10 protein-coding genes are annotated in these 14,867 nt (G+C 63.5%); 8 read left to right on the top strand and 2 right to left on the bottom strand.

Annotation, left to right across the window (positions count from 1 at the left end; genetic code table 11):
• Nucleotides 1-47: 47 nt before the first annotated feature.
• A complete protein-coding gene (locus ACFVW6_RS11790) occupies nt 48-1,013 on the bottom strand; it encodes an HNH endonuclease (RefSeq protein ID WP_378831622.1) in 966 nt (321 codons plus the stop codon).
• A 558-nt stretch (nt 1,014-1,571) separates the two neighbouring features.
• On the opposite strand from ACFVW6_RS11790, the gene ACFVW6_RS11785 reads away from it, so the two are divergent.
• Nucleotides 1,572-2,840: a hypothetical protein gene (locus tag ACFVW6_RS11785; RefSeq protein ID WP_378831620.1), complete on the top strand. Its 1,269-nt coding sequence runs from the start codon at nt 1,572-1,574 to the stop codon at nt 2,838-2,840.
• 285 nt (nt 2,841-3,125) lie between these two features.
• Here ACFVW6_RS11785 and ACFVW6_RS11780 read toward each other — a convergent pair whose 3' ends face one another.
• A complete protein-coding gene (locus ACFVW6_RS11780; protein ID WP_378831617.1) occupies nt 3,126-4,346 on the bottom strand; it encodes a tyrosine-type recombinase/integrase in 1,221 nt (406 codons plus the stop codon).
• A 429-nt stretch (nt 4,347-4,775) separates the two neighbouring features.
• Between ACFVW6_RS11780 and ACFVW6_RS11775 the strand changes: the two genes are divergently transcribed.
• The 7 genes from ACFVW6_RS11775 (at nt 4,776) to ACFVW6_RS11745 (ending at nt 14,851) form a co-directional block, all read left to right on the top strand.
• A complete protein-coding gene (locus ACFVW6_RS11775) occupies nt 4,776-5,531 on the top strand; it encodes a hypothetical protein (protein ID WP_378831615.1) in 756 nt (251 codons plus the stop codon).
• A gap of 432 nt (nt 5,532-5,963) precedes the next feature.
• Entirely contained in the window at nt 5,964-6,695 is a 732-nt protein-coding gene (locus ACFVW6_RS11770) for a hypothetical protein (protein ID WP_378831611.1), read from the top strand.
• A gap of 535 nt (nt 6,696-7,230) precedes the next feature.
• Nucleotides 7,231-8,928 (top strand): aldehyde dehydrogenase family protein, encoded by a 1,698-nt coding sequence (locus ACFVW6_RS11765; protein ID WP_378832095.1) that lies wholly within the window; start codon nt 7,231-7,233, stop codon nt 8,926-8,928.
• A gap of 315 nt (nt 8,929-9,243) precedes the next feature.
• Nucleotides 9,244-10,005: an iron-containing redox enzyme family protein gene (locus tag ACFVW6_RS11760; protein ID WP_355282635.1), complete on the top strand. Its 762-nt coding sequence runs from the start codon at nt 9,244-9,246 to the stop codon at nt 10,003-10,005.
• Nucleotides 10,002-10,586, top strand: a complete 585-nt coding sequence (locus ACFVW6_RS11755; protein WP_378831608.1) for a hypothetical protein — start codon at nt 10,002-10,004, stop codon at nt 10,584-10,586. Before ACFVW6_RS11760 ends, ACFVW6_RS11755 begins: the two co-directional genes overlap by 4 nt.
• A 90-nt stretch (nt 10,587-10,676) precedes the next feature.
• Nucleotides 10,677-13,094, top strand: coding sequence for an RND family transporter (locus ACFVW6_RS11750; protein ID WP_378831606.1), 2,418 nt, complete (start codon nt 10,677-10,679; stop codon nt 13,092-13,094).
• Entirely contained in the window at nt 13,091-14,851 is a 1,761-nt protein-coding gene (locus ACFVW6_RS11745) for an AMP-binding protein (RefSeq protein ID WP_378831603.1), read from the top strand. Before ACFVW6_RS11750 ends, ACFVW6_RS11745 begins: the two co-directional genes overlap by 4 nt.
• The last annotated feature ends 16 nt before the right edge of the window (nt 14,852-14,867 follow it).

The raw sequence follows: 14,867 nt of genomic DNA, 5'->3' as shown, positions 1-14,867 counted from the left end.
CAGGCCGTCCCCAGGCCAAACGCCCGGCCTCAGCGATAGTTGTGCGCTCAGGACTTGCGATGTTGAATCCAGTGCAGTTCGAACCACTTCCGCTGTTCGGGGGTTACGGCGATGGATAGTGGCATCCCGTGAAGTTCCTGGTACACGGGGAACCCGTGGTAGGGCTGCGAGACGTCGATGGCGTCGTCAGGGGTGACTGCGATGATTCCGCGGTCGAACAACGTATGGAGGTCGCGGCGTAGCAGGATTCCGCCGTGCTCGTGATGCCTGCCAACCCTTGCGTAGCTGTAGAGGTGGCAGGCGTCGAGCACCTCGCTCGGGAGGTTTCCGGTGAAGGCGCATCGTGTGTTGTACTTCGCGAGTAGGTCCTGGCGAAACTCCCTCTGACCCAGACGAACTCGAGTTGGGCGTGTGGTGTGGCCATCCCGCATCTGACGTGTTGTCGCGTCAATCGGCCCGAAGACCTCTGCGCCGATTGCAGGTGAGGCTGCCGTACGCACTGACTCCCAGCGTAGCGGCCGAAAACTGTTCTGAGAACGGGGCTTTACGCAAAAGGCGCGGAGCTCCGCGGCGCTGAACGTGCCATGGAGGTCAATCCAGGACTGTGCGTGCGTCGAGCGGTAGGTGATGACGTCCACGTCCTCGAACACAGGATCGTCGAACGTGGCACCGCATTCGTAACAGCGATACGTTGGCCGCAACGTTTTCCGCGGTTCGTAGTTCGTCGTCCTGCACTCTGCGTTGATGCATCGTCCACGCCGCTTGACCGCGTTGCCGGTGTCGATCCGTTCAATCACTGACGCGCCGAGGGATTCGACCTCGTTCCACAGGAGGATGACGTCGCCGGCACGGACATTCAGATGGTTGGGGACGGTGCTGTCCCAGCTGTAATGGCTCGCCGGGTCGTCGTCGTACTTGCTCCCGCCTCCCAATCGGCGGTAGTCCGACTTCGACATCACGAGCCATGCTCGACGGTCCGTGATGTCTGGCAACGACAACTTGCTCTTGGCCACTAGTCCCTCGCCGGTTCGCCTGTAGCGCTGGGTATGCGCTGTTCATGATCGCTTAGAGTATGCAGCTTCGGTCTGACAGCCTCGGCCCCCAGTACTCGCCGTCGTTGTGTGCTGGCGGGCTTGTGGGTAGTCACGCCACTGGTTAGGCAAGCGGGACGCGTGGTGGCCCGTCCGATCCTGCCAGCAATGCTTCGCTGTCGCGGGTGCTCGCCCGATGTCCGTTCGGACAGACAGAACCGCAGCGAGGCTCGATTCACCGCCGGTGGGCTCCTACGACCTTATCGATTAGCGCATATGTTCGACTATTGCGTGTTCAATCCCGGTCGCGCGACGTTCGGTCCCATCGGAGGTGGATCAACATTCGACCGCCTGACGGGAACGACTGGCCTTGTCGGGACGGTGGTGAGCCAACCCGCAGTGTGTATGGCCACCTTGCAATCCCATGGCGAGTCGTTCCCTCGCACTCTATGGTTACTTCGATCGATCAGCTTGCGTGGACCTGCTATGAATAGCTATCCAACCTCTACCCGAGAGGAAGAATTGAACAGCATCGGAGATTTGGAAGCCAATCTGCGTCAACCATTTGAAGAAAAGCTATCAGAACTCGGGTTTCAAGCCAATGCGTATGAGGGTGACGAGGTTGCAATAACTCTTGTCGACACGCCTGAGTATGGGTATTTGAAGTTTTCAATTTCGCAGCAGTGTGTACCACTTCTGGTGGAGCAGCTCAACAGCAACCCGCAGAGGCTTCCGAACTATCATGCGTTCGCATTCGATACGGGAGTTATCGAGTTCGCGATTAGACTTCTTGACAGGAATCGAAGGAGGCAATCCAGAACTCTTGTCTCTGACTCTATACCTTGCGCACATCCAAGAAGACCTGTTAATAGAGACCGAGATGTCTATGTTCACGTCACAGACCCAGAAAGCCGAGTCTGTCTTGAGATTTCGAATATTTCGCCAGCATTCGCCCTGCTATCGATAGAAAAACCAAGGCCCAGTCACCATGTTACCGCAGCAGGAATCGAGAACGGCATCTCATTGAAAGTCCTTACCCCGACGAGGGGGCCGCATGACAAGGATTCTATCGCACGTGCCGAGAGCCTGGCTGTGGCATTCTTCTACGAACTATCAGCGCGAAACTCCGTGCCGATGGATTTGGTGGTGGAGCGTGTCGGGCGGTACTGCATCGAGGATGACGTAGAGGACGGGCCGTATCTGAGTGACGCCCGATTCCCTCGGACGCGAATCGGTAGTGAAGTCGCCCAGATATTCAGCTTCGCGGAGGGTGCTCGACAGAATCCATTGCTTGCATTTCTTTCATACTACCAAGTTCTGGAATACTTCTTTCCATACGCCGGGCGTCGGCACACTATCCACCAGGTGCGAAAGGAGTTGGCCGACATTCAGTTCACGAACTCTGATCAGGATATCTTGCGGATAATCTCCGTAGCCGAAGGGGCTACCAGAAGTTCGGAAGCGGACCAGATTACTATTCTTCTCCGGGAATCGGTTCGAGAAGATAGACTGCTTGAATTCTTTCAGAACGTAAAACCTGATGATCATTTTGGCAAGTCGAAGACCATCAAAGGTGTCGAGACTATAAATCCCAAGAACCCCCACAAGCCACTTCTTTCGCAGGTGGCCGACCGGGTGTACCAATTGCGCAATCGAATAGTGCATGCCAAGGATGATCCAAGATATGACGACGCGAAGTTCATCCTACCTAAGAGTCCGGAAGCGAAGGCGATTGGCCCGGATGTTGAATTGGTTAGACTTCTTGCAATTGAAGTGATAACTGATTCTCAGCTGTGGGGCAGGTCGTGATCTGCGGGGCAGAGCGGCTCGTAGTACAGGAGAATACGGTCGCGAAATGCCCGGCCGCGAAACGCCCAACCTGCGGCCTAAGGCGGGACCAGAACGGGACCACACGCTACGAACAATGCTGAACAACCCCCATGTCAGCGCCGATCGTTGAACCACCGAAAATTGCTCCTGAGCAGGCGTTTTCGCCTACGGGCTGAACTGGGGGTCAGGTGGTCGCAGGTTCAAATCCTGTCAGCCCGACCATGCAAAAATCCCCTCCGACCTCGGTCGGAGGGGATTTTGTGGTTATCGGACCAGCCGTAGCTGGGGACCATTTGGGGACCGCCTCGGCGTTTTGAGGTGCGCAGAGAGCATGTCACCGTCCTTCTGCAGCGCGACGATGTCCGGATGCAGGTATCGCTGGGTGATCCGCGGGTCGGTGTGCCCGGCGATCTGCTGGAGCCTGTGCAGGGGCACGCCGGCGTCGGCGAACCAGGTGAGCCCGGTGTGGCGCAGATCGTGACGCCGCAGGTGCTCATAGCCCAGGCGCGTCACCACCTCGTCCCAGTGCGTCGCCTTCTGCAGGACTCCGGTCTGGATGCGCCCGCCGCGCGGGCCGACGAACAGGCGCGCGTCGGGGTTGTCCTTCCGCGTCCGAATTCGGTTGGCCAGCATCGGCCGAAGCTCCTCGATGATCGGAACGCGCCGAGACCGTTTGCCTTTCGTGCCTTTGTCCATCATGCCGCCGGGGCCAGGCGACGTTTGGCGGCGCAGGTTCCAGATCCATTGGTCGGTGTCGATGTCCTTCACCCGGATACCGGACACCTCCCCGATTCGCGACGCGGTGCAGGCTGCGAAGAGAATGACATCGCCCCAGCCGCGGAACTCGTCCGAAGACGCGGCGACGAGGGCGTCCGCCAGCGTCGTCAGCGTCGACCAGTCCGGCAAGGCCAGCGCCCGCGGGTCGTCCAACTCGTCTTCGATCCGTTCGTACTGTCCCTGCCAGCCCGTGATCTTCACTCGGTTCTGGTCGATCACCTCGTCACGGACGGCCTGGTCCAGCACGCGGGCCAGCGCGGCCAGGCTGACCTTCACCCCGGACTTGCTGACCCCTTCCGCGATCCAGTTCATGACCGCCCGGTCGACGATGCCCGCGCTGACCATCGTCACTGGCAGGTGGCCCAGCGCCGGGACGACACGGCGCGCCCACGCCGGCTTGAAGGCGTCGCCGACCGTCTTGACCTCGATGCCACGCATCGCCGTTTCCCAGCTCGCGCTGTCGTAGTCGGCGAGCGTGGCCGTCGCCATCTGCGGATCGACCCCGCGCGCTGCTGCGCCCTTGATCCGCTCGACCCAGGACTCGGCTTCCTCGCGAGTATCGAAGGATTCGGACTTGGACGGTCGCGCTTTCGTTGTGGGATCGGTCCAGCGCACCCGCGCCCGGAATGGCTTCGCGCGGTTCCGTTCCGCGATGTCGGCGCGAATTTCGACACCGAGCGGGATGGCGTGAACTGCTTTCGAGTCCATCACGCCGCCGCTGGATCGGTCCGGTTGCGGCGCAGGTACGCGAGCAGATCCTCGCCCAGGTACCGGGTCACCCTGCCGGAAAGGTGAACGAACGGCGGTCCCTGCGGCGGAACCGCCGTCCTCCAGCGTCGCAAGCTCGACGGGTCGACCTTGAACAGTGTTGGCCGGGTGGGGAGGGAGGAGTCGCGAAGCGCCGCAGGTCAACGCTAGTTTTGGGCCATGTATAGGCGGGATACGGCCGGGACTAGCTGAGGCCCGGCCGTATCCCGTCCAGGTCCCGGTCGAATCCCGGCCAGGTCCCGGCCAGACCGCGCGCCAGAGCGGCTCCGCGTGGTGCCAGATCGCATTCTCGTCTGGGCGGTACCCCGCTGTCGCGTTCGGCAGTCCCGCGGGAAGGCTTGGGCTATCGCCCAAATGTATGGTGCCGCTATGCCTGTGCTCGGTCTGAACCGCTGGCTCGGTTCTGTCGTCATTCTTCTGCCGTTCATCTACGCCGGCTTCGCCGCATACGGCCTATGGCGCCGTTGGGGCGCTGACCAGTGGGGCGACCTGGCGACGTGGATGGCTGGAATCGCAACGACTGGCGCGGTGCTCGTTGCCCTCTGGCAGACGAACCTCGCCCGTAAGCAAGCCGAACAAGCGCGAGCTGACGCTGCAGCCGCCGTGGCGGATGTGAACGCCCGCCTCGCGACGGAGCTGGCCGCAGCCGATGCGCGGCTAGCGCGTGAGCTCGATGCGGCCCGCCGAATGGAGCAGGTCAAAACAATCCCGCCGATCTGGGAAGAAGTGATGGCGGTGAGCAATGCCTACGTGTACCACCTCAAAGAGGGACTCAGGACTGGCCCGGCTGCCAATACAGATGAGGCCTGCGACCATTGGCGCGCACAGCATGCGACGCCGATGTCTGACGCGCTCGCTCGTCTTGAGCTGGCATTCAGCTCTGCCGTTATGCTGATCAGCGAGCCACATACGCAGCAGCTGGTAGTCGACCTATACACGAAGTGCCGGCAGGTCCAGGTTTTGGCGCTGGAACTTCAGCGAGTTCGGCTGCTAGAACGCCGAGCCCCTGATCCAGCTCCACTGGAAGCTCTGCTCCAGGAGATACGCGAACAACGGAAACCGATCACGCGCGTCGTGCGAGAACACCTCACTCAAGTACCGCCTCTCGCCAACGGTGCAACCTGACGCGCGCTCCGACCATGGATGCTGGGGACCAAGTGGGGCTCACGCCGTGGAGTTCCTCCGCTGGCTGGTTCACGACACCGACGAGCTACCAGCACGGCCAGGGGCGCCAACCTCGAGCCGGCACACTTAGGCGACACGGCCTGCCGAGCGCGCTTTGATCCCCGTTACAGCCGTAACCTGTGACTATGGCGCAAAGAGGGAGCCGCCAGCTCGACGAAAAATGCCCACGCTGCGGTCAGGCGCTGAGGCAGGAATACTACAAAGTGCCCGCTGGCGGCGGATATGAATACGTATTTGGTTTGAAGTACTGCGTGACCTCGCAGTGCCTCGGTCCAGGGGCGACATCGCCGTAGAGGCTGCAAGCTACCCAGGGGATGCGGCAGTGCGGTTGTTTGCACGAACCGTGTCAGCGGCGCGGACTATCCTGCATCCGTGACCAATGCTGATGCGGTGCTCGACGCTGAATACCGAGCGCTTGTTCGTTCTCTTCACAAGGACACGATTGACACTATCATTGCAGTTGAGAGTTGGTGGGAGCCGCACTGTTTCCGTGCAGTGACACTGGGGGCGTACGCGCCTGACGATCAAGACCCTGCGGAGCTGCCCGCGGAGACGGTGAAGCTAGAGGATCAGTGGCGAAACGAGCTGGTTCCCAAAATGTCGACCCTCATCTATGGCCACCCGGATCCCGACGTCCGGGACGCCGCTGATTTCCTCGTCAAGCGCCTCTGGTCGATGATCATGATTCTTCACAAGTATCGCAAGCGGCGGCGTCAAGATGAAGATGAGAATAGTGTTGCGGTTCATTTGGTCCATGATGGATTCGAACGACTTCGCCGAGCTGCTTATCACGCCCCGTTTCGCATCGAACGCCCTGTGCCAAGGTTCGATGGAATTCGAGTTGGCAACTTCGAGCCACTGCCTGGGAAGATGCTTGAGCTGATTCGGCAATTTCAGGATGCCGGCGTGCTCGAGAAGGACGATGAAAATGACATCCTCGGCAGTCGGATCCCACAGGCAGTCAAGCGGCTGTCGGATATCTTCTTCATGTCGAAGGAGCAGCGGACCGCTTTGCTGCAGCCGTTTGACGTGGACGATCCGGCCGTGGCCGAACCTGAGCGTGGGGATCCCTCTCGAAAGTTCGGGTTCACTTTCGACGACTGATGCCACGCCCGGTCGGCTAGGCTGACCCGATCTCCGAGAACGACCGTCACCGAACACTCCCTGCGGCAGGGGTCGACGGTGTCTCGCAGGCGGGTGTTCGAGCACGGATGCTGGGGACCAGCCGGGGACCACACGCATTGTGCGGGTGCGAACCATACGACGTCAGCACTTGGCTTGCGTCCGATGCGAACCGTGCGTGACGTGCGACAACGGCTAGTAGCCAGTCCTGGGGGTAAGGTGGTCGCAGGTTCAAATCCTGTCTAGCCCGACAGTGAAAACCCTTGTGACCTTGGTCGGAGGGGTTTCCTTGTGTCTCAACACTTGACGTGGTTTGGCCAGATCGCACAGAAACCCCACACTTTTGAATCTGATCGGTCGTCCAGCATGCGCATGATGCCCGCGCGAACCCACCGGCTTGGACCGACTGTGTCGGTGGATCGGAGAGGCGTCGACGGGTCGTCGCGATCAAACGGCTGGAGCGCGATCGTGTTACGTAACTCCTTGTAACCGAGTAAATCCCGGGGACAGTGAAGGAATGAAAAAGACAGTCGATAGCGCCGTGCTCGACCGGGCGCTGGCGGAGCTGGGCAGCGGCGAGAAGGTCTGGTCGAAGACGACGCTGGCCGAGCGTCGAGTACTGCTGAGTCGTGTCCATGCCTTGACCGGTCGGTACGCGGCGGACTGGGTGCGCGCGGCTACCGAGATCAAGAGCCTGGACGAGGATTCGCCCCTGTTGGGCGAGGAGTGGATGTCGGGGCCGCTCGCTCTCCTGCAGGGGCTCGAGGCTCTGGGGGACACCCTGGCAGCGCTCGCCGACGGTCGCAGCCCGCTGGACGGTGTGAAGATCGACGCCGCGCCCGGCGGGCGCGTCGCGGTGCCGGTGCTGCCGTTCGACACGCTGGACAAGCTCATCCTCAACGGGTTTCGGGCCGATGTCTGGTTGCGCCCTGGTATCGACGCGGGAACCGCCCGGCGTCGCGCCGGCCTGGCGCAACTCGACCCGACCGCCACCGGGGGGATCGGCGTAGTCCTGGGTGCGGGCAACATCATGTCGATTCCGCCGCTGGACGTTCTTTACGAGTTGTTCGCGCACAACCGGGTGGTCGCGCTGAAACTGAACCCGATCACCGATCCGCTGTTGCCGGTATTCGAGAAGATCTTCGCGCCCTTCATCGACCTCGGGGCTTTGCGCATTCTGCGTGGTGGTGCCGCTGAAGGCGGCTACCTCGTCGAGCACCCCGCTGTCGCCCACGTTCACATGACCGGCGGTACGCAGACGCACGACGCGATCGTGTGGGGCCCGGGTGCCGAGGGGGACAAGCGACGGCGGTCCGGTAGGCCGCTGTTGGACAAGCCGATCACCAGCGAGCTCGGTGGCGTCTCGCCGACCATCGTGGTTCCCGGGCCGTGGAATGACGACGATGTGAAGTTCCAGGCCGAACACGTAGCCACCTCGCGGCTGCACAACGGCGGCTACAACTGCATCGCCGTACAGGTTGTCGTCGTGAGCCGGGACTGGGAGCACAAGGCGAAGTTCCTCGATGAACTGCGCGCGGCCCTGCGGCGGGCGCCCCAGCGCGACGCCTACTACCCGGGAAGTGCGGGACGGGTCGACGCGGCGTTGAAGTCCTATCCCGGCGCGACCGAGTTCGGAGGGCGGGTATTGGTCGAGAATCTGCCGACCTCCGACAGCCCGTTGCTGCGCACCGAGTACTTCTCCCCGGTGCTCGGTGTCGTCGAACTCCCCGGCGACGGTGCGCGATTCCTCGCCGGCGCGGTGGAGTTCGCCAACAACGAATTGATGGGCACGCTCGGAGCCAACCTCCTGGCGCATCCGGATACGCTCGCGGAACTGGGACCGGCGTTCGATGACGCGATCGAGAATCTGCGGTACGGCACCATCGCGGTGAACGCATGGACCGGGCTGGCGTTCGGCATCGCGCGCGCGGCCTGGGGCGCCTACCCCGGCCACACCCTCGCCGATATCCAGAGCGGCACAGGCGTCGTCCACAACGCGCTGTTGCTCGACGATGTCGAACGGACTGTGGTGCGGGGACCGTTCCGGCCCGCACCGCGAGCACTGCTGTCGGGAATGTTCACGCTCAGCCCGAAACCACCGTGGTTCGTCACCAACCGAACCGCGGTGGCGACCGGACGTGACCTCGTCGAATTCTACGCGCGGCGCCGATACGCGAAGCTTCTCAAGATCTTCTACTCGGCGCTGTCGGGCTGACCGCTGTTATCGAAATACAGCTCGGGACGGCAATCGTGGAACGGTTGCCGTCCCGAGCTGTTCGTGTTGCTCCGAGGTGGTCGGACTTTCGTAACGAGAGCACTGTCGAATAGGTTGTTGCCGTTTCCGTAGGGTCGTAATCTTTTGTCTGGGAGTCGTCGACAACGTAGTCGGAGAATCCTGGAAGTTTCATGCTCGAGTATCCGGAAAGTATTTGCGACTTTTGTCGAGATCGACGGAAATGCCGGGTGTCTATTCTCGTGGCCGACCGTCGAGAACGGTGTCGGTACACAGTTTTCTGGAGTGGAGTTCTCAATGACCACGCACACGCAAACGGTCGAAGATTTCGTCGAAAGCGAACTCGCCGAACAGGCCGGGAAGCCTTCGAGTGCGCTGCACGAAGATCTGTTCGCCCAGCTCGATGCCGAGATCGACGCACTGTGGCAGCAGGCCCGCGAGGGCAGGATGTGGAAACACGTCACCACCCACGGCTTCGATCGCGGGTTGTACTTCCTGGTGATGAAGCAGGTGTTCCACTACACGAGCCACAACGCGACCAATCAGGCCGTCGCCGCGTTCCGGACCACTCCGGACCAGTTGGGTCTGCTCAAGTTCGTGTACGAGCACGCCCGCGAGGAACTCGGCCACGAGCGGATGGTGCTGCACGACCTGCGCGCCATCGGCCTGATCGAGAAGGGCGAGGTGATCGAGGACGCACCGCTGCCGGCCACCGACGCGCTGATCGGCTATCTGTACGGCGTGGCGCTGCGGGAAGGCCCGATTCCGCGCCTTGGCTACTCCTACTGGGCGGAATCGGTGTACACCCACATCGCGCCGCTGCTCGACGCCGCGCGCGCCACGCTCGGTCTGACCGATCGGGAAATGGCCTTCTTCGTCGCTCACGCCGAGATCGACAGCAAGCACGCCGACGAGGTACGTCACACGATCACCAGGGCGGTGACCACGCCCGAGCAGGCTCGCGATGTGCACCGGGTGGCGGTGACGACCCTGTCGTTGACGTTGTGGCTGCTCGAACAGTCCTACGAGAAGTGGGTCGAGCAGAAGTCCGCGGAGTGACAGTCGAGACGCAGGCACCAGCGCTGTCGGCGCTGGTCTGCACCACCCCGAGTGAGCTCGACCAGGCTCGTGCCTTTCGGTCCGGTGTGTTCCGTTCGCGTCGCAACATCGGCTTCGATGCCGGGGTCGAGCGGCGGCGAGACGCGGACGCGATCATGGTCATCGTGGTCAGGCACGCGGGCAGGCCCGTCGCGACTCTGCGGACCACAGCATTTCCCTGTGCACGGTCGACGATCACGCCTCGACCGGAGCTCGACGACCTGGGCGTCGATTCCGAGGTCGGCCGGCTCGCTGCCATCGCCGATCCGAGCCGTGCGCGTTTCGCGCTGAGCGCGATGGTGCTCGGCGCGTTGTGGATGCGGGATTTCTCGTCACACCGCACGTACGTCGCCCATGCCCATCCGTACCTGGTCGATTCCTACCGCGCCGTCGGTGCGGTCGACACCGGCCTACATCAGGGTATGCCGGGCCGGGACACCGACTATCGACTGGTAGTCGGTTCCTACGCCGACTGCGCTCGATCCGGTCTGGAACTGCTCGGCCTGGCCGAGCATCAGGCCGGTGACTTGCTGAATCGGTGATACAGGTCGTACCCACGATTGCCCGGCCTCGCCGGACGGTGAGGCCGGGCAATCGGCAGCTTCTGAAATTCTCGAGGGCAAGGAAAAGCAATGCGCCCCCATATCATCGGCGCCCGCGCCGCACGAACGATCTATGAAATTCTGTACACCTACCGGCGTGCGACGATCATCTTTCTGATCCTCGGTGTGGCAGCGGGATGCTTCGGTATCTTCACCATGCGCCTCGATATGTCTTTCCGGCCGACCTTCACCAACGATCCCGATCAGATCGAACGAACCGAGGGAGCTGAACGTGAATTCGGCCGAGCGGGATTCAACGAACTCGTCGTGATGGTCGATATCGGCGATGCTCGCGACGCCGCGAAACTTCGCGTTGTGCACGAACTCGCCGAAGGAATCGCGAAGTCGCCGCATGTCATCGCGGTGCGGGAACCGCTGAATTTCCCGTTCACCGACCGGTCGGGCGTCTTCCACCCCGCAGGTGTCGGCGCGCAACTGCCACACGCTGACCCGGCTACCATCGATCGACTCGTCACCGATGTCGCCGCCACCCCGTCGGCTCGCCGCCTCATCTTCGGCGACGGCAATCGCCGCGTGGCCGTGACCGCCACGTTCGACATCGCCAACCAGGACTTCGCCACCTGGCGCGAGGCCGACCGCGAATTCCGGAATCTGGTGTCTCGCTGGGCATCCGCGTCGGGAGCTCAACCGCCGTTCGACCGCATCGTCGATACCCAGATCACCGGATATCCCGATGTGGAGCAGGTCTACGCGCACGAAGTGCTGTTCAGCACGCTGCGTGGAGTCGCCGTGTTGATCATGGTGATGATCGCGATCCTGTACGTGTACTTTCGGCGGGTCGTCGACGTCGTCATCTGTCTGATCGGGGTCACCCTCTCGGTGCCGCTGACGCTGGGCGCGATGAACCTGCTGGGTCAGCCCTTCTCGATCGTCAACAGTCAGGTGCTGACCCTGGTACTCATCGTCGGTATCGCGGAGGCGCTCCAGCAGCATCAGGAGTACATCCGCCGTCGCGAAGCAGGCCGCGACCATCCGGTCGCCAACCGTGAAGCCTTCTCGCTGCTCGCCTGGGCCGCGTTCATGACCGGGCTGGCCACGGTACTCGGATTCGCCGCCCTGGTGGTGGCCGACATGAGCGCCATTTCGTCCTACGGCCTGTGCACCGCGGTCGGGGTCGGTATCGCCTACCTGGTCAACTGGCTGGTCGTGCCGCGCGCGATCGATGTGTTCTACCGAGGATCGGCCCAGCGACAGTTCGGGGTGCGCGCCAACAAGGCGAGCATGGCGATGTTGCGCGTCGCCGACCGTATGGTCACCGGACGCCCCGGCGCGGTCGTGGCCACGTTCGTGGTCGTCGTGGCGGTCCTCGGCTGGCTCGGACTGTCCCAGATCTCGATTGATCAGAAGGTCAACGAAGAACTGCCCGCCGGCCATCCCGCACTGGTCGCGCAGCGCACCTTCGAACAGGAGTTCACCGGATTTCTCGGTCCTGAGCTGTGGATCCGACCGACGTCGGGCACGATCGGCGACCATCGTGAGCAACTCGTACAGTTGGTCGATCAGCTGTGCGCGCAGCCGGAGGTTCGCTACGTCGGTTCGGTCCTCGATCTGATCCCGCAGCCGATGGCCCCGGGCGCCGCCGACGGCCCGAACTGCCGCCGCGAAGCCGCCGACCTGACACCCGCGGTCGCCGCGCGAGCCGGCGCGTACGGACCCGGGCTGCACCAGCTCTCGCGGTCTGTGCTCGATGCCGATGCCACCCAGGCGGCGGTGATCATTCGCGTCGCCGATATCGGCACCAAGGCATCGATCCCGTTCTCCGTCCGGGTCCAGGACATCGCCCGGCAGGCGATGCCGTCGGCAGACATCGACCTCGTCGGGCCGTGGTGGCTGGCCCAGCAGGGGATGCACTCGTTGTCCTTCGAGATGGGATTGTCCGCCATCGCCGCGCTCGCGCTGATCCTGCCGGTGATGTGGGTCGCCATCCGGGACCGTCGCCTGTTCCTGGCGGCGATCGTGCCCACCGTGCTGCCGATCATGGCGGTGCTCGGATTCATGGGACTGGCCGGCATCACGGTTCGGATCGGCACCGCGATGATGCTGGCCATCGCGCTCGGTCTCGCCGCGAGCAACACGATTCATCTGTGCCTGCGAATCCGTGACCGGGTGCGCGCCGGAGTCGACGCCGAAAGTGCGGTGAGCGCCGTACTGCTGCGCACCGGAACCCCGGTGATGTTCGGTTCCTATGTCCTCATCGCCGGCTTCGTCTCCATGCTGGGCAGTTCGTTGCTCGCGTTGCAGGACATGGGCGCGGTCGGCACGTTCACCATGGCGTTCGCGATGGTCGCGGACCTACTCGTCGGCCCTGCGGTCTACCTCCTGCTCGTCCGTATCGGAAAGCCCGGATCGGCGAACCGGCCCGCCGACACCGAACCCGTACAGATCACGCCGGTGCTCGAGACCGTCCCAACAGGAGCCCTACGATGACCCACACCCTCGCCGCTGCCCTGCGCGACACCCTCGCGCGACACCCCGAACGACCGGCCATCACCTATCGCGCAGCACACGGTTGGCATACCGTCACCTGGCACGAGCTGGGCAGTCTCGTGGCCGACACCTGCGATCGACTCGACTCCATCCAGCTCGGCCGGGTGGTCGCGGTGATCGCCGAGACCGATGCCAGGTATCCGATTCTGGAGCTGGCGTTGGGACTGACCGGCCGGATCGTCATGCCGCTGTACACGACCAGCAGTCACGACGAACTGCGCGAACTGCTCGCCGCGGCGCCCGCCGATGCGGTCGTCGTCGGTGACGCCATGTCGATTCCGGGCAGCACATCAATCCCGGTACACCGCTTGGTCGACCTCGTTCCGCTGCCGGGTGTCGACAGGGGAGTGGAGGTGCTCGGTGCCGATGTCGAGCCGTTCGACTCGAGCGATGTCCTGCACCGGATTTCGGTGTTCGATCCACCCGCGCGAGCGGCCGCGCTGTACTTGCAGAGCACGGGCACTACCGCACCGGCCGGGCTGATCGAGCTCTCCGGCGCCGCGATGGCCGCCGCCGCCGACGCGCTCGCCGAGTATCCGACCCAGAAGCACCCGCGATTTCTGTCCTTTCTGCCGACCGCGCACATCTCCGAACGGTTGCTGACGGTCTACCTGGCGGTGTGGGTGGCCGGCCACACCTGGTACGGCGGGGGCCTCGCCGACCTGCCAGCCGATCTGCGGGATTGCCGACCCACGCTGTTGTTGGCGCCACCGCCGCTGCTGCGCACGATCCGGCAGGAAACCGAGACGGCCGCGGCGGGCTCCGCGCTCGGACGATCGCTCGTAACGGCCGCCGAACGGACTGTGGCCCGGATTCTGCTCGCTGGTCGAACGGGGGTCACCAGAAGAGGACTCGCGCCCCGGCTATTGGGGCGATCGGTGCGCGCCTCGCTGGGGCTCACCGCGGTCAGTGAGATCTTCGCTGGGACAAGCCCGCTGGACGCGTCGACCCAGGCATGGTGGGAGGCAGTCGGGTTGCCTGTGCGCAACGTCTACGGGCAGACCCAGATTGCCGGCGCGGTGTCGTCGACCGCGCTGGTCGGTGCGCGGCTACCCGGGGTCGGTACCCCGGAAGGATCGGTCAGGGTGCGGATCGGCGACGATGACGAGCTGCTGATCGACAGCCCGGCGAACTTCACCCGCTATGTCGGTCCGGATGGGCCCGAGCGCACTGCGGCGGCGTTCACCGCCGACGGCTGGCTTCGTACCGGCGACCGAGCGCGGTTGACGGAGGACGGCGAGCTCGAAGTGATCGGCCGGACGCACGGTGTGTTCGGCCCGCCGGCGGCCGCGTTGTCCGCCGAGGTATTGGTCGGGCGGCTGGTCGAGCGCTTCGGTTCGGTCGACGCCGTTGTCGCCGCCCCCGAATCCCGTGACAGCGCGGTGCTCTACCTCGCGTTCCGCCCCGATCGGTGGACCGAGGCGGACCGGAGCGCCGAATCCTCGATAGACGCTCTCGCCGAGGACGACGCGCGCTTCGGTTCGGTCGCCGACGCCCTCGCGGTGGCGGATCCGCTGGGTGTCGTCACCGCGGTGTGTCTGCTCGACGGCGCGTTCGGCATGAGCACCGGGGAGGTCGGCCCGACCGGCAAACTCCGTGCATGGCGTATTCACCAGCTGCGGTCGAACAGCCTGGTCGCCCGCGAGCGGATGGGGGTCGACGCGCTCTCGGCCGAGTCGGCGGGGCTGAGCACGTAGGCACACCGCGAACGAG

Source organism: Nocardia sp. NPDC058244, assembly GCF_042882065.1.
Classification (GTDB): Bacteria; Actinomycetota; Actinomycetes; order Mycobacteriales; family Mycobacteriaceae; genus Nocardia.
The sequence above is the reverse complement of the archived record's forward strand: the minus strand, read 5'-3'. Positions and strand labels throughout refer to the sequence as shown.